Annotated in this window: 14 protein-coding genes; 8 read left to right on the top strand and 6 right to left on the bottom strand. The window is 61.0% G+C overall.

The genetic code is table 11. The features are described 5' to 3' along the window. Entirely contained in the window at nucleotides 1-1,476 is a 1,476-nt protein-coding gene (locus V3W40_RS06650; RefSeq protein ID WP_330214688.1) for an FGGY family carbohydrate kinase, read from the top strand. A gap of 232 nt (nucleotides 1,477-1,708) precedes the next feature. Here V3W40_RS06650 and V3W40_RS06645 read toward each other — a convergent pair whose 3' ends face one another. Next, a complete protein-coding gene (locus V3W40_RS06645) occupies nucleotides 1,709-2,653 on the bottom strand; it encodes an aliphatic sulfonate ABC transporter substrate-binding protein (protein WP_074847092.1) in 945 nt (314 codons plus the stop codon). Nucleotides 2,654-2,888: 235 nt separating this feature from the next. On the opposite strand from V3W40_RS06645, the gene V3W40_RS06640 reads away from it, so the two are divergent. The 3 genes from V3W40_RS06640 to V3W40_RS06630 are packed head-to-tail and all read left to right on the top strand — an operon-like array spanning nucleotide 2,889 to nucleotide 5,705. Continuing rightward, entirely contained in the window at nucleotides 2,889-3,947 is a 1,059-nt protein-coding gene (locus tag V3W40_RS06640; RefSeq protein WP_065924586.1) for an ABC transporter substrate-binding protein, read from the top strand. Then, nucleotides 3,934-4,923 (top strand): ABC transporter permease, encoded by a 990-nt coding sequence (locus V3W40_RS06635; protein ID WP_143045145.1) that lies wholly within the window; start codon nucleotides 3,934-3,936, stop codon nucleotides 4,921-4,923. The genes V3W40_RS06640 and V3W40_RS06635 overlap by 14 nt, the downstream gene beginning before the upstream one ends. Beyond that, nucleotides 4,917-5,705 (top strand): ABC transporter ATP-binding protein, encoded by a 789-nt coding sequence (locus tag V3W40_RS06630; RefSeq protein ID WP_053134355.1) that lies wholly within the window; start codon nucleotides 4,917-4,919, stop codon nucleotides 5,703-5,705. The genes V3W40_RS06635 and V3W40_RS06630 overlap by 7 nt, the downstream gene beginning before the upstream one ends. On the opposite strand, the gene V3W40_RS06625 is transcribed toward V3W40_RS06630, so the two are convergent. Next, nucleotides 5,706-6,554: an AraC family transcriptional regulator gene (locus V3W40_RS06625; RefSeq protein WP_330214687.1), complete on the bottom strand. Its 849-nt coding sequence runs from the start codon at nucleotides 6,552-6,554 to the stop codon at nucleotides 5,706-5,708. It lies immediately after the preceding gene. A 110-nt stretch (nucleotides 6,555-6,664) separates the two neighbouring features. Here V3W40_RS06625 and V3W40_RS06620 point away from each other — a divergent pair, with 110 nt between their 5' ends. From V3W40_RS06620 to glsB, 4 genes are all read left to right on the top strand, one after another. Beyond that, nucleotides 6,665-7,075 (top strand): hypothetical protein, encoded by a 411-nt coding sequence (locus V3W40_RS06620; RefSeq protein WP_330214686.1) that lies wholly within the window; start codon nucleotides 6,665-6,667, stop codon nucleotides 7,073-7,075. A 154-nt stretch (nucleotides 7,076-7,229) separates the two neighbouring features. Next, nucleotides 7,230-10,199, top strand: a complete 2,970-nt coding sequence (locus V3W40_RS06615; protein WP_330214685.1) for a non-ribosomal peptide synthetase — start codon at nucleotides 7,230-7,232, stop codon at nucleotides 10,197-10,199. Nucleotides 10,200-10,306: 107 nt separating this feature from the next. Then, entirely contained in the window at nucleotides 10,307-10,651 is a 345-nt protein-coding gene (locus V3W40_RS06610) for a hypothetical protein (RefSeq protein ID WP_330214684.1), read from the top strand. 55 nt (nucleotides 10,652-10,706) lie between these two features. Continuing rightward, entirely contained in the window at nucleotides 10,707-11,615 is a 909-nt protein-coding gene (glsB, locus tag V3W40_RS06605) for a glutaminase B (protein ID WP_137212203.1), read from the top strand. 37 nt (nucleotides 11,616-11,652) lie between these two features. Here the strand turns inward: glsB and V3W40_RS06600 are convergent, their stop codons facing one another. From V3W40_RS06600 to V3W40_RS06585, 4 genes are all read right to left on the bottom strand, one after another. Then, on the bottom strand, nucleotides 11,653-11,892 hold the full coding sequence (locus V3W40_RS06600; RefSeq protein ID WP_053134339.1) for a DUF6124 family protein: 240 nt from the start codon (nucleotides 11,890-11,892) through the stop codon (nucleotides 11,653-11,655). 531 nt (nucleotides 11,893-12,423) lie between these two features. Further along, nucleotides 12,424-13,188, bottom strand: coding sequence for a methanethiol S-methyltransferase (gene mddA, locus V3W40_RS06595; protein WP_330214683.1), 765 nt, complete (start codon nucleotides 13,186-13,188; stop codon nucleotides 12,424-12,426). A gap of 579 nt (nucleotides 13,189-13,767) precedes the next feature. Continuing rightward, nucleotides 13,768-15,012, bottom strand: coding sequence for a saccharopine dehydrogenase family protein (locus V3W40_RS06590; RefSeq protein WP_330214682.1), 1,245 nt, complete (start codon nucleotides 15,010-15,012; stop codon nucleotides 13,768-13,770). Nucleotides 15,013-15,040: 28 nt separating this feature from the next. After that, nucleotides 15,041-16,138, bottom strand: a complete 1,098-nt coding sequence (locus V3W40_RS06585; protein ID WP_027607243.1) for a carboxynorspermidine decarboxylase — start codon at nucleotides 16,136-16,138, stop codon at nucleotides 15,041-15,043. Nucleotides 16,139-16,147 lie beyond the last annotated feature (9 nt).

Raw genomic sequence — 16,147 nt, 5'->3', positions numbered from 1 at the left:
ATGAATAACAATACCCCGCTGATCCTGGCGATAGATGAAGGCACCAGCAACGCCAAGGCGGTGCTGGTCAACGAACTTGGCCAGGTGATTGCGCGCGGTTCGCGACCCTTGAGCATCCGCCATCCCCAGGCCGGGTTTTCCGAGCAGGACCCGCTGCTGATCTGGCAAAACACGTTGGCTGCGATTGAAGAATGCCTGGCCCAGGTGGACCGTCCGATCACTGCGTTGGCCATCAGCAACCAGCGTGAATCGGTGGTGGCTTGGGATAGGCATACCGGTGAGCCATTGTCGCCGTGCATCAGTTGGCAGTGCCGACGCTCTACGGCGTTGTGCACGCAACTGCATGAGCAGGGTCATGAAGCGCTGATCCTGGAAAAGACCGGGCTGGCGTTGGACCCGATGTTCTCGGCGGGCAAATTCCGCTGGATTCTCGATCACCTTGAGGATGGTCACGCCCGCGCTGCTGCAGGCGATATCTGCCTCGGCACCGTCGACAGCTGGCTGTTGTGGCAACTCAGCGGCGGCCAGGTGTTCGCCACCGACTATTCCAACGCCGCACGCACCCAACTGTTCAACCTGCACACCTGCGCCTGGGATCCTGAGCTGTTGGCGCTGTTCGGCATTCCGGCTGCGGCGTTGGCGCCGATCCGGCCGAGCGCCGGTTTCTTCGCCGAAACCGTCGCGTTGGGCGGCTTGCCCGCCGGCATCCCGGTGATGTCGATGATCGGCGACTCCCATGCGGCGCTGTACGGGCAGGGCGGTTTCGCGCCGGGGCTGGTCAAGGCCACCCTCGGCACCGGTTCGTCCTTGATGACGCCCATGGGCGGGCCGATTGCCTCCACCCATGGCCTGTCGACCACCCTGGCCTGGCACGACGGCAGCCAACCTACTTTCGGCATGGAAGGCAATATCGTCCATAGCGGCGCTGCCGTGCAGTGGGCGTCGAAGCTGGTGGCGGGAGAATCCCTGGATGCGCTGACCGAACAGGCCGCGCAACTGCCGGATAACGGCGGCGTGTATTTTGTCCCGGCGCTGTCCGGCCTCGGCGCACCGCACTGGAAGGCCGACGCCCGTGGGCTGATCTGCGGGCTGACCGAAGCCACGTCCGGCGCGCACATCCTGCGCGCGGCGCTGGAATCCATCGGCTATCAGATTCGTGATGTGTTCGAAGCCATGCAGCAAGACATCGGCAGCCCGCTCAAGGAACTGTGGGTGGATGGCGGCGCCACGCGCAACCGCTGGCTGATGCAGTTCCTGGCCAACCTGCTGCAACGCCCGGTGGTGCGCAGCCTGTCGCCGGAGGTTTCGGCATTGGGCGCCGCGCACCTGGCGGGACGGGCGTTGGGGGTGTGGGCGAGTGATGCGGCGCTGGGGCAGTTGGAGCGCCAGCGCGAGCGCTTTGAGCCGCAGGAGGATCCGGCGATGGCGGAGCGTTACTCAGAGTGGAAAAAGGCTCTAGCCCGAACACTCCTCTAACCGCATATGCAAACCAACTGTGGGAGGGGCTTGCCGCCGATGAGCATAGGGATCTACATAACGTTGACTCAACACTGAACGTCCGGCAGATAGGGCTGTTGTGGTGAGCGGGACAAGCCCGCTCACCACAGGGATATTTGTCAGAGTCTGAAAAGTTGTGTAGATACCCATGCCCATCGAGGGCAAGTCGAATCGTCGCACCGCCCCTCCCACATTGAGATCACACCCGCCTTCAAGGCCGCCAGGTCTGCACATCCTTGGCATCCACCGCCTTGGGCAACAACCCCGCCTTGAAGAACGCATCGGCAATCTTCTGCTGCTCACCCAACTGCTCAATCGTCACCGGCTGCACCTGATAACTGCGGTGCGCATTCGCCGCTTCCACCGTGGCTGCATCCAGGTTGCCCCACAGCGGGCCGAGCACTTTTGCCGCGTCCTGCGGGTTGGTTTTTACCCAGTGGCCGGCGTTTTCCAGCTGCGCATACACCACCTTCAATACCTCCGGGTGCGCCTTGGCGTAGGGCGTGCCGGTCAGGTAGTAACGCTTGTAACTGGCCAGCCCGGCACCGTCCGCCAGGGTGCGTGTCGGCAGTTGGCGCTGCACGCTGGTGAGGAAGGGTTCCCAGGTGACCCAGGCGTCCACCTTGTTGTTCTCGAACGCCGCGCGGCCATCGGCCGGCGACAGGTAAGCCGGCTCGATATCCGAGAACGCCAGGCCGGCCTTGGCCAACGCGGCAATCAACAGATAGTGAGTGCCGGCGGCCTTGGTCACCGCGATCTTCTTGCCCTTCAAATCCGCTAACTGTTGGATCGGCGAGTCCTTGCGTACCACGATGGCCTGGGCCGAAGGCGAGGGCGCTTCCTGGGCAAAGTAGGTGAGTTTGGCCTGGGCAGCCTGGGCGAAGATCGGCACGGTGTCAGCCACGTCGGCGCTGATGTCGACGTTGCCGACGTTCAGCGCCTCCAGCAGCGGCAGGCCGCTGGGGAACTCATGCCAGCTCACCTCGATGTTGTCGGCCTTGAGGGCTTTCTCCAGGGTGCCCTGGGTCTTGAGCAGGGTGATCAGCGTGGAGGATTTCTGGTAACCGATGCGCACGGTTTCCTGGGCGTGCGCACTGACGGTAACGGAAAGGGCCAGCAATCCTAATACAGCGGCGAGGGGACGACGAAGGGACATGGTGGGCTCGATCTTCAGCGAAATAGATCCAAGCTTAATGATCTGAAAACCATTCGATAAATACTCTTTCGATCTGAGCTTAGGGCGCTTTCATCCGCTTCCTGCCCATCAGGCATAACCATAGAATTATATGGTTCTTTCATAAAAGTCAGTCGTTAATATAATTAAAATTGAATTTTTGACGTTGTCGGCCTTTCTCTGAAGCGGGCTGATCCATTCAATAGGGATACTTCGCATGGCTGCTTTTGACCACCTGACCCGTCGCCGCCTCCTGGGCCTGGCCGGCCTGACCCTGGCCAGCCTGTCGCTGCCGCGCCTGGGCTTTGCCGCTGACGCACATGCCGGCCACAACATCGCCCAGGAGCCCGCCGGCACGGGCGATTTCATCCGCCTCGACGCGCCGCGCAAACTCAAACTGGCGGTCAACCTCAACGCGGTGTGCCTGGCGCCTGTGGTGATCGCCCATGGGCAAGGCTTCTTCAGTAAGCACAACCTGGACGTGGAGTTGGTCAACTTCGGCAACTCCACCGAGGTCTTGCTGGAAGCCATCGCCACCGGCAAGGCCGACGCAGGCGTGGGCATGGCGCTGCGCTGGCTCAAGGCCCTGGAGCAGGGCTTTGACGTGAAGCTCACCGCCGGCACCCATGGCGGTTGCCTGCGGTTGCTCAGTGCCGCCAACGGCGGCGTGAGCAAGCTGGAAGACCTCAAGGGCAAGGCCATCGGCGTGACCGACATGGCCAGCCCGGACCGCAACTTCTTTTCGATCCTGCTGAAAAAACACGGCGTCGACCCGGTGCGCGATGTGGAGTGGCGCCTGTACCCGGCCGATCTGCTCGGCACGGCGCTGGAGCGTGGTGAAGTGCAGGCGGTGAGCGGCAGTGATCCGTTCATGTACCGTCTGATCAAGTCCGGCGTGGCGCGGGAGCTGTCCACCAACCTGGTGGAGGAATACGCCAATCTCAGTTGCTGCGTGGTCGGCGTCACCGGCAAATTGGTCCGCGAAGACAAGCGCGTGGTCGCGGCGCTGACCCAGGCGATCCTCGAAGCCCATGACTATTCCGTGCAGCACCCGGAGGAAGTCGCCAAAGGCTTCCAGGCCTACGCACTGAACACCTCCACCGAAGAAGTCCAGGCGATCCTCCACGACCACACCCACGGCCACCACGCGGTCGGCGCGGCGCTGACCCAGGAGATCACCACCTACGTCACCGACCTGAAAACCGTGGAAGTGATCAGCAAAGGCACCGACCCGATAGCGTTTGCCAAGGAGATCACTGCCGATGTCTTCAACTGACGCAACCGTCCTCAACCCGCCTGTGGCGCTCAAGCTCGGGTGGCAAGGCGCGGCGGTGGTGACGGCCTGGGTGGCCGTCGCGCTGCTGATCAGTTACTGGCCCAACGCGGTGCGCAACTGGCCGATGACCCAGGGCCTGGCCAACCTCTGCTTGGGCGTGGCGGCGTTGTTTATTGTGCTGAGCCTGCTGGGGCGCAGGCTGTCGACACTCGCGCTGCGCTTGCGCACGGCCGCGCCCTGGCTGATCGCCTTGCCGGTGCTGCTGGGCCTCTGGGAATTGCTCACCGCCAAGCTTGCGCTGTTGCCGGTGCCGTTCTTCGCACCCCCCCAAGCCTTGCTCGCGGTGTATATCGAAGACTACGCACGCCTGGCCGACAGCCTGCTGCATTCGGCACTGCTGCTGGGCTCGGGGGTGGCGCTGGGCGCCGCTACCGGGTTTGTCGCCGGCGTCGCCATTGGCTGGTCCACGCGTATCGGCTACTGGCTGCACCCGGTGCTGCGCATCCTCGGCCCGGTGCCATCGACGGCGTTGTTGCCGCTGTGTTTTTTCCTGTTTCCCAGCAGTTGGAGTGCGAGCGTGTTTTTGATCGCCCTGGCCACCTGGTTTCCGGTCACGGTGCTCACTTGGTCCGGCGTGGCCAGCGTCGATAAGGCCTATTACGACGTGGCGCGCACCCTCGGCGCCCGGCCGGGTTTTCTGATTTTCAAAGTAGCGATTCCCGCCGCGCTGCCCCACGTCTTCGTCGGCCTGTTCATGGGCCTGGGCGCGTCGTTTTCCACCTTGGTGGTGGCGGAAATGATGGGGGTCAAATCCGGCATCGGCTGGTACCTGCAATGGGCCCAGGGCTGGGCCGCCTACGCGAACATGTACGCCGCACTGCTGATCATGGCGCTGGCCTGTTCGGGGTTGATCACCGGGTTGTTCCTGGTGCGTGATCGGTTGCTGGCCTGGCAGAAAGGAGCGATGAAATGGTAGCCCTGGCACACGCGGTATCGGCTTCGGAAGGATTGGCGCTGCGCATAGAAAACCTCAGCCATGGTTTTGCTCTGGACGGCCAGCATTTGCCGGTGTTGGAGCGGGTGTCCCTGGACGTGGCGCCGGGAGAGTTTGTGGCTTTACTCGGGCCTTCGGGGTGCGGCAAGTCCACCTTGCTGCGCCTGGTGGCGGGGCTGGAACCGGCGGACGCCGGACGACTGTTGGCCGATGGCGAACCCATCACCGGGCCGGACCCGAGCCGTGTGGTGGTATTCCAGGACCCGACCCTGTACCCATGGCGCCGCGTGTGGGACAACGTCGCCCTCGGCCTGGAAGCCCAAGGCCTGCTCAAGACCCATTCGGCCAAAGTCGATGAGGCCCTGGACAAGGTCGGCCTCGGCCAGTTCGCCCGCGCCTATCCTCGGCAATTGTCCGGCGGCATGGCCCAGCGGGTGGCGTTGGCCCGTGCACTGGTCAACCAGCCGCGGTTGCTGATCCTCGACGAACCCTTGGGCAAGCTCGACTCCCTGACCCGCATCACCATGCAAAAAGAGCTGATCGACCTGTGGCAGCGCCAGGGCTACACGGCGTTGCTGGTGACCCACGATGTGGAAGAAGCCTTGCTGCTGGCTAACCGGGTGATTGTGTTCAGCGACCGCCCGGCGAAGATCCAGGCACAGTTGAGCATCGATAGGCCGTATCCACGGCACCGGGACGATCCTTACCTGGTGGACCTGCGGCGGCAGATACTGGGCCTGCTGGGGTTGGGCGAAAACTGGTAGTCAGTGGGCGTCTTTCAGCGCAATGGCCTGGGTGGTCGTACTTGAGACACCGGCACGGTCCGCCAGGTAACGCGCGGGCGGCTGGCCCACCGCCTTGCGGAACATGGTGATGAAGCCGCTGGCGTTTTCATAACCCAGGTCCAGGGCCACCCGTTGCACACTTTCACCCTTGGCCAGCCGTTGCAGGGACAGGATTACATGCAACTGCCGGCGCCAGCGGCCGAAGCTCAGGCCCAGTTCCTCCAGCAACAGGCGCGTCATGCTGCGCTCGCTCATGCCGATGCGCACCGCCCACTGGCCGAGGGTGGCTTTATCGGTCGGGTCGGCCAGCAGGCTGTTGGCCAGGCGGCGCAAGCGGGCGTCCTGGGGCATGGGCAGGTGCAGGGCTTCGATCGGTGCGGCGCCCAGTTCGTCCAGCAACGTGTGGATCAAGCGACCCTGGGGGCCGGTCTCGTCGTACAACTGCGGGAAACTCACGGCCTTGCTGATCAATTCATGCAGCAGGCCCGACACCGCCAGGGTGCAGCAGCGTGGCGCCAGTGCGTGGGCGGCGTCGGGCTCGATCAGCAGGCAATACACCTCCGCTTCGCCGGACCCGCGTGCCGAATGGGGCGTGCCGCCGGGAATCCACAGTGCACACTGGGGCGGCACGATCCAGATCCCCGCTTCGATTTCACAGTGGATGACCCCGCGCAGGGTGTACATCAACTGGCCCTTGCGGTGGGCGTGCTGGGCATGTTCCCAGGTGTCCGACGTACTGGTGGCGCCCACGGCCACCACGGCGCGGGGGAACAGGTCGGCGTCCTTGGCCATCAACGGGTCGAGCAGATCAAGACGGTGGTGCTTCATGGCGGAGATCGCAGATTGGCCGGATTGCGAAACAGTCTGGCTATTCTGTGCAATGCCGTCCAGGGGTTCGAGCTTTATATTGAGATCCACTCTCATTAAGGAGCTTTGCCATGCGACTCGACAGTACAACGTTCCCTGTGGTGAAAATCGTCTTCGATGCACCGAACCAAGGCGGGCCGGAAGACGCCTTCCGGGTCTTTGAAGACCTGTTGGCACGCCAGCAATCCTTCCTGCTGCTGCACGAAAAAGCCGTGGATGAAAACAACCACGAACATTCCCATGAACAGCGCAAGCAAGCCTCGATCTGGATGAAGAAGCACCGACAGGCGTTGCGCACGTTCGTCAAAGGCATGATCCAGGTCGAGCCCAGCGCGGCCAAACGCCTGGCACTCAAACCCTTTGCGGTGATGTTCGGCAAGGCCTGGGGCTACCCGTTGCTGGTGGTGGAATCCAAGGAGCAGGCGTGGGCGCTGGCGCGGGATGTGCTGGATGAGCGGGTGTCGGATGTGGCGCATTTCTAGCAATAGAACAATGCTCGTGGCATTGAGTTTATTCACTCTTGATATAAAAAACTGTCAGTTTCCACAGCTGCCGGTCCGTGTGGCCTGCGAAAGAATACAGCGTCGATGGGGCAGACAGTTTGTTGCCAGGGAGGAACATTAAGGAGTCCTGAAAGTGGTTACACCCACTGTCTTGAGTGCGTTTGAGCGACAGGTCGCTGCCAACCCCTCGCGGCTGGCTGTGGTGGAGGGGACTCAGCACCTCACTTACGCTCAACTCGATGAATACAGCACTCACGTGGCGGCGTACATGCAATCCGTGGGGCTGGGGCGTGGCGATCTGGTGCTGGTACAGGCCGAGCGTAGCGCACGATTGCTCATTGCCTTGCTGGCGGTGGTCAAGACGGGCGCTGCCTTCGTGCCCCTGGACCGCAATCTTCCGCACAATCGCAAGGACTATATTGCCCGCCAGTGCCAGGCGCGCCTGGTGCTGTCGACCCATGATCAGGACACCGCGCCCCTATTGGCGTGTGACGTGCGGACCATCAATGGCTTGCTCGGGGCCCCTCCTGCCGCCACGTTCGAGGCCGTCGAGGTACGGGGGGATGACGCGATATATGTGATCTTCACCTCGGGCACCACCGGCGATCCTAAAGGGGTGATCATCGAGCATCATTCGGTCATCGAGTTGATGCAGCAGCACACTAAACACCTGCAATTGGATGCCTCCAGCCGCTCGACCTTGATGGCGGCCGTGGGCTTCGACCTGTGCCAGGCGGAGATCTGGTCCAACCTGGTGGCGGGCGCGTGCCTGTATGTGTTGGACCAGCAGGCGCTGCTCGACGGCGACGCGTTCCTGGACTTCTGTGCAACGCATGGGATTACCCATGGGTTTGTTCCCACCCTGAAAATCTATGACGTGGTCAACGCCAGGCAACCCGCTGGCCTGCAACTCAAGTATCTCTATACCTGTGGCGAGAAACTGCATCCGGTGGCGGTGGACCATTTGTCCTACTGCTTGCTGGACTGCTATGGCCCTACCGAAACCACCATTTTTGTCACGTCCCGCGTGGTGCCTGACAAACGCTTGCGGCAACCGGCGTCCATTGGCTGGCCCATTGGCGACTGCACGGTCTACGTCCTCAATGAGTATCTGCTTCCTGTTTCTGCGGGAGAGGTGGGGGAGTTGTGCCTTGGTGGACCGTGCCTGGCCCGGGGTTACCTGAATGCTCCCGAACTCACCGCACAGCGTTTTATCCAGTGCGAGGCCCTCGGTTGTCGGGTGTACCGCAGCGGCGATCAGGGGCGATTGTTGGAAGATGGCAGTCTCGAGTTCCTCGGCCGCATGGACGGACAGGTGAAGATTCGCGGCTACCGGGTGGAGGTGGGTGAAATCGAGGCACGCCTGCTTAAGGAGCAGCAGGTCAACAACGCAGCCGTGGTGGTGGACGACTGCGGCACCCAAGCCGACAAACGGCTGGTGGCGTTTGTGGTGCGGCGCGACCCGCACACTCATCCGCAACAGCTGATTGCCAGCCTGCGCCGTAGCCTGGAGGCGGATCTGCCCGAGTATATGTTGCCCGAGCACTATCAGTGTCTGGACGCGCTGCCAAGCAATGCCAACGGCAAGACCGACAAACCGGCCTTGCAGCATTTGCTGCACCACCAGCCGCCCGACTCACTGGTGCTTGAGCGCTTTGCCCCAGGTGCCGAACAAGACCTGGCGCAGTCCTGGTTCGAGTTGCTGGGGCACGGTAATTTCACTGCGCATGACAGCTTTATGGCGGTGGGTGGGCATTCGCTGCGCGTTGCATTGCTCGCCAAAATGCTTTCCCAGCGGGTAGGACTGAGGGTATCGGTGCGTGACATCTACGAGCACATCCATTTCAAGGACCTGGCCGCTGAGTTGCGCCGCCGCACGGCTGAGCCCGATAACGACACAGGTGAGACGAGCAATGCATTCGAGCGTGATGTGTTCCTTGATCCTGGCACACAGTTTCGCAGGGACTTCGACGCCGCCCAACTTACCGATCCCGCGCATATGCTGCTGACCGGCGCCACCGGGTTTGTCGGCATTCATTTGCTGGAGCGGTTGCTGGCCACCAGTACTGCCGCGATTCATTGCCCGCTACGTTGCGAACAGCCGGCGGATGGGCTGGCGCGGTTGCAGCAGATCAGCGAGCGCTACGAAGTGCCGATCGCCGCGCGCGACTGGGCGCGGGTTACGGTCTACCGTTGCGACTTGCCCCAGGCCAAACTGGGGTTGGACCCCGCCGTTTATGAGTGGCTGTGTGCAACGGTTGACGTGGTGGTGCATTCGGCCAGCGCGGTCAATTTCATCATGCCTTACTCCTACCTGCGTACCGATAACGTCGAGGGACTAAGGCGCGTTATCAGTTTTTGCGGTGCAGGCAAAACCAAGGCTTTGATGCTGATGTCGACTATCTCCATCTACAGCTGGGGGCATCGTTTTACTCAAAAGCGCCGCGTGTATGAGGCTGATGATATCGACGAAAACTTGCCGGCGATCCGCCGTGACCTGGGTTACGTGCAAAGCAAATGGGTAATGGAAAAACTCGCTGACCTGGCCGGCGCGCAAGGCTTGCCACTGATGACCTTTCGCCTGGGCTACGCCACCTGTCACAGTCGCACCGGCCTGTGTGCCCATTACCAATGGTGGGGCCGGTTCATTCAAACCTGCCTCCAATACGGCGCTATGCCGGACCTGCGTAAAATGCGCGAAGGCTTGACCACCGTCGACTACATGGCTGGCGCTGTTGCCCACATCGCCCGTCAGCCCGACGCCTTGGGCAAAAAGTTCAACCTGTGCCAACCGTTGCATACCGACCCCGACCTGAAGCAGTTCTGTGCGCGGGTGGCGCATTTTTATGCGCGCAAGCTGGAAGTCATACCGTTCAAGCGCTGGGTGGCGCTGTGGGAAAACGATGGGGGCGCGTTGCTGTATCCCTTGCTGGGAATGTTCAAGGATGACATGTGCCAAGGCGAAACCATTCTGGAACTGTATCAGCACAACTATGCCTGGGATCGCAGCAATACCCGGGCATTTCTCAGAGACAGCAGCCTTCGTCCGGTGCCCTTTACCGACGATATGCTGGGTCGTTATTTGCAGCGCTTACGGCGTTAGTCCACGCACACTGTGTCGTCGGTTTGACCTTTTTTTGCCGTCGCCGCGCGGTGCAAGGGCAATTGAACTACTTTGATTGACGAGCGATCCCCACCCGGTAATGACTCATGCGCACGTTATGGAAGCGGTATGTGGCCCTGCTGGAAAACGACCTGAGCACGCAAGTTTTCGACAACGTCAAAAACCTGCTGGTGTGCGCGCTGCTGTTTGCGGCGGGCACCAATACCCTCGTGGGGCAGCAGGACCTGTTTATCGGGGTGTTTGCCTCCAGCGTGGCAGGGTGGGGGCTGATCATTCTGTCGACAGTGTTGATGCTGTTGAACGTCAGCGATGGCATTCGCCGGCTGGCCAAGCTGCGTTATCACCTGGCATTGCAGCTGTTACTGATCCTGGTTTATCTGGTGGTGGCCGAGCGGGTGGTAGAGATTGTGTGGGGCTTCCGCGCCCATTGAAGTATCCTCCGCACCCCGCTTTCCACCGATTCAAAGACAGATGACAGGACAAGACATGCAGGCGCTGCTGGAGTCGATCCTCGACGAAGTGCGCCCCCTGATCGGCCGCGGCAAAGTCGCCGACTACATTCCCGCGCTGGCCGATGTACCGGCCAACCAACTGGGCATCGCGGTATACGGCAACGACGGCTCGGCCTACCGCGCCGGTGACGCCGATACGCTGTTCTCGGTGCAGAGCATTTCCAAGGTGTTCAGCCTGGTGCAGGCCATCGACCACGGCGGCGAAACCATCTGGGAACGCCTGGGCCACGAGCCTTCGGGGCAACCGTTCAACTCGTTGGTGCAACTGGAATTCGAACGCGGCCGCCCGCGTAACCCCTTCATCAATGCCGGCGCACTGGTGATTTGCGACATCAACCAATCACGCTTTGCCGTGCCGATCCTGTCGATGCGCGACTTCGTGCGGCGCCTGTCGGGCAACCCGCAGATCCTGGTCAACAGCGTCGTCGCCGACTCCGAAGCCCAGCACGGCGCGCGCAATGCGGCCATGGCCTACCTGATGAAATCCTTCGGTAACTTCCACAACGACGTGGACGCGGTGCTGCACAGCTACTTCAACTACTGCGCCCTGCAGATGAGCTGCCTGGACCTGGCCAAGGCGTTCAGCTTCCTCGCCAACGAGGGCACGAGTGCCCACAGCGGCGAACAGATCCTTACCGCGCGGCAGACCAAGCAAGTCAACTCGATCATGGCCACCAGCGGGCTGTATGACGAGGCGGGCAATTTTGCCTATCGCGTGGGCTTGCCGGGCAAGAGCGGTGTGGGCGGCGGCATTGTCGCGGTGGTGCCGGGGCAATTTACCGTGTGCGTGTGGTCGCCTGAGTTGAACGCGGCGGGGAATTCGCTGGCGGGGATCAAGGCGTTGGAGTTGTTGAGTGAGCGGATTGGGTGGTCGGTGTTTTGAGATCGTTCCCACGCGCGTGGGAACGATCATCTGAGTGTCATGCCGCTGGATGGGCGTCATCCAATGCTTTGTCCACCAACAATTGCACACCTTCCAGCATTCGGCAGATGCCCAACGCTACATTGCGTTGCGTACCGTCGACTTCAAAGGCCAGGTGAGTGGCGATGTCGGTGATGGAGGATAGATCCTGGGACGCGTTGACCAGCAGGGTTTCCGTGCCCAGGTCGGGGCGCACGGTGAAGAGTTTTTCTGGGGGATTGGGGGTGTCTTTAATCATGGTGAAGCTCCTTTGTAAATGGGGCTGCCACGATTCGCGGTCAATCGAAGAGGGTGGCAGCTGTACGCGGGTTGACCGACCGGCCCAAAGAACAAAACCGGCATACCCGAAGGTATCCCGCGTACAGCTGCCGCGACACGATACATCAGACGTAAAAAAACGCCTAAGCTCGGTGTTGGCGCAGTTGCTCTTTGAAGTCGGACGGTCAAATCCGGTCGCTGAATTGGCAGCGACGGCGGAGAGGTTAGTCAGGGAAGTTCCGAGCGACAACCTGAAATAGTCGTGGGATAAGTCCTAGGGACCTCATGGCCAGACGCTACATCCTGTGGCGAGCGGGCTTGTCCCGCGTTGGGCTGCGCAGCAGCCCCAAAACCAGGCGCAGAGGAGTGCCTGATACACCGCATTCGTCTTCATCAGGGGCGCTTCGCACCCCAACGCGGGACAAGCCCGCTCGCCACAGAGGTCCCAGTTTGCTGCCCGACAGCGCTACGTCGAAGAGGTAGTGGGGCCTCCCTCGCCACAAACGGCTATTCAGCGTCCTTTTTTGCGCGTCTTCAACCCCGGCAAAATCATGCCTACCTGCTGTTGGTATCGCCGATACCGCTCACCGAACAACGCCACCAGATCCTTTTCTTCAAAGCTGGCGCCAATGAAGAGGTAAACCGTCATCCCTATCGCAAACAACAGGTGCCCGGCCGTCATGTACGGCGTTGCCCAAAAGGCGATCAGGAAGCCCAGGTACAGCGGGTGGCGCACGATCCTGTAAAACAGCGGCGTCCTGAATACTGGTGCCTGTGGTGTGGTTTTGCGCCAACGGTCGATGGCTTGCTTGAGTCCGAACAGCTCGAAGTGATTGATCAGAAAGGTCGACAGTAGCGCAATGCCCCAGCCCATCCAGAACAAGCCGATCAACAGGGCCTTGGCCCAGGTCTCTTCGACCTCCCACACCGTAAGCGTGATGGGTTGCCATAGCCAGAAGATCAACCCGAGCACCAGGCTGCTGAGCAGCACATACGTGGAGCGTTCCACGGACGTCGGAATGACTGCCGCCAGCCACAGCTTGAAGCCTTTACGCGCCATGGCCGTGTGCTGGACGCCGAACAGCAGGATCAGTGCGCAGTTGATCAGCACGGCGATTGGCCACGCGAGGAGGGGGCCATCGTTGATGTTCTTGGGCACCGCCACGCTGCCGACGAAGCCGATCAAATATAAGCACGTGATGAGGAACACCACGTAGCAGCAGGCGCTGTACACCAGTCCGATGGCACGGGCGGTGCGGTTGTTGTCGAGGTGCATGAGCATGCCTTTCCCACAGGGTGAATGGGCAGCAAACCTGCAGGTCAGCCGTTTCGTGGCTAAGCCTAGCGGGTTTTGCGTGCGCGGTAAGCGGGGAGAATGGACAGCTCTTAGCGTTGCGGGCAGTAGGATTCAGCTGATAGTGGGCTGATTCGGCAAGTCATACGGCATTTCCCGAAGCTGTTCCGGACCTGGGTGTATGCAGGGCAGCAAGGGGCCCTCATCGGGGCATAGGTGTCTACACAACGTTGGTTCAACGCTGAACGCCCGGCAGATAGGGCAGTTGTGGCGAGCGGGCTTGTCCCGCGTTGGGGGGCGAAGCGCCCCTGATGAAGACGAATGCGGTGTATCAGGCACTCCTCTGTGCCTGGTTTTGGGGCTGCTGCGCAGCCCAACGCGGGACAAGCCCGCTCGCCACAGGGGGATTTTTCAGGGTTTGAAAAGTTGTGTAGATACCCATGCTTATCGGGGTGTAGCCCCCTCCCACATTGAATTTTCAGTGTCTTGGAAATAGGTATCCGCCCAAACAAAAAATGCGCCCCTGAGGGCGCATTTTTTTGTTCGGTCAGCTATCGCCTATCAGGCCACCGCATCCCAGGCCCGATCACCGTTCTCGTCCTTGATGCGAGTCGGCAGGCCCATCACGTCCAGCGCCTTGAGAAACGGCTCAGCCGGCAGTTCCTCGACGTTGGCCATGTGTTTCACATCCCACTCTCCCCGGGCGACCAGCAGCGCTGCGGCTACCGGTGGAACGCCTGCGGTGTAGGAGATGCCCTGGCTGTCCGTCTCGGCAAAGGCTTCTTCGTGGCACGCCACGTTGTAGATGAACATCTCGCGTGGCTGGCCATCCTTGGTGCCTTTGACCAGGTCGCCGATGCAGGTCTTGCCGGTGTAGCCCGGGGCGAGCGAAGACGGGTCGGGCAGCACGGCCTTGACCACTTTCAACGGCACCACTTCCAGGCCTTCGGCGGTGGTGACCGGCTTCTCGGAGAGCAGGCCGAGGTTTTTCAGCACGGTGAACACGTTGATGTAGTGTTCGCCGAAGCTCATCCAGAAACGCACGTTGGGCACGTCGAGGTTTTTCGACAGCGAGTGCACTTCATCGTGGCCGGTCAGGTACAGGTTCTGCGAACCGACCACCGGCAGGTCGTCGGTGCGTTTGACTTCGAACATGGTGTTGCTGGTCCACTGGCTGTTCTGCCAGCTCCACACCTGCCCGGTGAATTCGCGGAAGTTGATTTCCGGATCGAAATTGGTGGCGAAGTATTTGCCATGGGAGCCGGCATTGACGTCGAGGATGTCGATCGAATCAATGCGGTCGAAATGCTGTTGCTGCGCCAGCGCGGCATACGCGTTGACGACACCCGGGTCGAAGCCCACGCCAAGGATGGCGGTGATGTTCTTCTGTTTGCACTCTTCCAGGTGGTTCCATTCGTAGTTGCCGTACCACGGCGGGGTCTCGCAGACCTTGCCCGGCTCTTCGTGGATGGCGGTGTCGAGGTACGCAACGCCCGTGTCGATGCAGGCACGCAGTACCGACATGTTGAGGAACGCGGAACCCACGTTGATGACGATCTGCGATTCAGTCTCGCGGATCAGGGCCTTGGTCGCTTCCACGTCCAGGGCGTTCAGCGCGAAGGCCTGGATGTCGGCGGGCACCTTGAGGCTACCCTTGGCCTTGACGCTGTCGATGATGGCCTGGCATTTGGAGATGTTGCGCGACGCGATAGCAATACGACCGAGTTCGTCGTTGTGCTGCGCGCACTTGTGGGCCACCACCTTGGCGACACCTCCTGCACCAATGATAAGAACGTTCTTTTTCAATTGCTTTATTTCTCCTATATCCGCCAGCTTACGAAAGGCTGGACAGGTAGTCGTCGTAACCAAATTCACGAACCACTTCGACTGTACCGTCGAGTTGTTTCACTACGATGGACGGCATTTTCAGGCCGTTGAACCAATTTTTCTTGACCATGGTGTAGCCCGCGGTGTCGATGAACGACAGCCGATCGCCGATGGCCAGCGGACGATCAAATTGATACTCGCCGAAGATGTCCCCGGCCAGGCAGGATTTGCCGCACACCATGTAGGTGTGTTCACCCTCGCTCGGCGCCAGCTTGGCGTTGAGGCGATAGATCAGCAGGTCCAGCAGGTGGGCTTCGATGGAGCTGTCCACGACGGCGAGGTTTTTGCCGTTGTAGAGGGTGTCGAGCACGGTGACTTCCAGGGAGGCGCTGTTGGTGATCGCCGCTTCGCCGGGTTCCAGGTAGACCTGCACGTCGTACTTCTGCGAGAACGCCTTGAGGCGCTGGCAGAAGGCGTCGATGGCATAGCCTTCACCGGTGAAGTGGATGCCGCCGCCGAGGCTGACCCAGTTGACCTTGTGCAGCAGCGCGCCGAAGCGTTCTTCGATGGTGTTCAGCATCTGGTCGAACAGGTTGAAGTCGCCGTTCTCGCAGTTGTTGTGGAACATGAAGCCGGAGATCTGTTCGATCACGCCTTCGATCTTCACCGGGTCCCATTCGCCCAGGCGGCTGAACGGACGCGCCGGGTCGGCCAGCAGGTAGTCGGAGCTGCTCACCTGCGGGTTGACGCGCAGGCCGCGGGTCTTGCCTTCGCTGCGTTCGGCAAAACGCTGCAGCTGGCTGATGGAGTTGAAGATGATCTTGTCGCAGTTATCGAGCATCTCTTCGATTTCATCATCGGCCCAGGCCACGCTGTAGGCGTGCGCCTCACCTTCGAACTTCTGGCGACCGAGCTTCAACTCATACAGCGACGACGAGGTAGTGCCGTCCATGTATTCCTGCATCAGGTCGAACACCGACCAGGTGGCAAAGCACTTGAGCGCCAGCAGGGCCTTGGCGCCGGACTGCTCGCGCACGTAAGCAATCTTCTGCATGTTGACCAGAAGCTTCTGTTTATCGATGAGGTAGTACGGCGTTTTGATCATTTTTGAGAG

This window comes from Pseudomonas sp. AM8 (assembly GCF_036346475.1).
Lineage (GTDB): Bacteria > Pseudomonadota > Gammaproteobacteria > Pseudomonadales > Pseudomonadaceae > Aquipseudomonas > Aquipseudomonas marginalis.
The sequence above is the reverse complement of the archived record's forward strand: the minus strand, read 5'-3'. Positions and strand labels throughout refer to the sequence as shown.

Excerpts from the sequence above, each read along its gene's own strand:
- V3W40_RS06650 (WP_330214688.1), top strand. The coding sequence starts at position 1 with ATGAATAACAATACCCCGCTGATCCTGGCGATAGATGAAGGCACCAGC.
- V3W40_RS06645 (WP_074847092.1), bottom strand. The coding sequence starts at position 2,653 with ATGTCCCTTCGTCGTCCCCTCGCCGCTGTATTAGGATTGCTGGCCCTT.
- V3W40_RS06640 (WP_065924586.1), top strand. The coding sequence starts at position 2,889 with ATGGCTGCTTTTGACCACCTGACCCGTCGCCGCCTCCTGGGCCTGGCC.
- V3W40_RS06635 (WP_143045145.1), top strand. The coding sequence starts at position 3,934 with ATGTCTTCAACTGACGCAACCGTCCTCAACCCGCCTGTGGCGCTCAAG.
- V3W40_RS06630 (WP_053134355.1), top strand. The coding sequence starts at position 4,917 with ATGGTAGCCCTGGCACACGCGGTATCGGCTTCGGAAGGATTGGCGCTG.
- V3W40_RS06625 (WP_330214687.1), bottom strand. The coding sequence starts at position 6,554 with ATGAAGCACCACCGTCTTGATCTGCTCGACCCGTTGATGGCCAAGGAC.
- V3W40_RS06620 (WP_330214686.1), top strand. The coding sequence starts at position 6,665 with ATGCGACTCGACAGTACAACGTTCCCTGTGGTGAAAATCGTCTTCGAT.
- V3W40_RS06610 (WP_330214684.1), top strand. The coding sequence starts at position 10,307 with ATGCGCACGTTATGGAAGCGGTATGTGGCCCTGCTGGAAAACGACCTG.
- glsB (WP_137212203.1), top strand. The coding sequence starts at position 10,707 with ATGCAGGCGCTGCTGGAGTCGATCCTCGACGAAGTGCGCCCCCTGATC.
- V3W40_RS06600 (WP_053134339.1), bottom strand. The coding sequence starts at position 11,892 with ATGATTAAAGACACCCCCAATCCCCCAGAAAAACTCTTCACCGTGCGC.
- mddA (WP_330214683.1), bottom strand. The coding sequence starts at position 13,188 with ATGCACCTCGACAACAACCGCACCGCCCGTGCCATCGGACTGGTGTAC.
- V3W40_RS06585 (WP_027607243.1), bottom strand. The coding sequence starts at position 16,138 with ATGATCAAAACGCCGTACTACCTCATCGATAAACAGAAGCTTCTGGTC.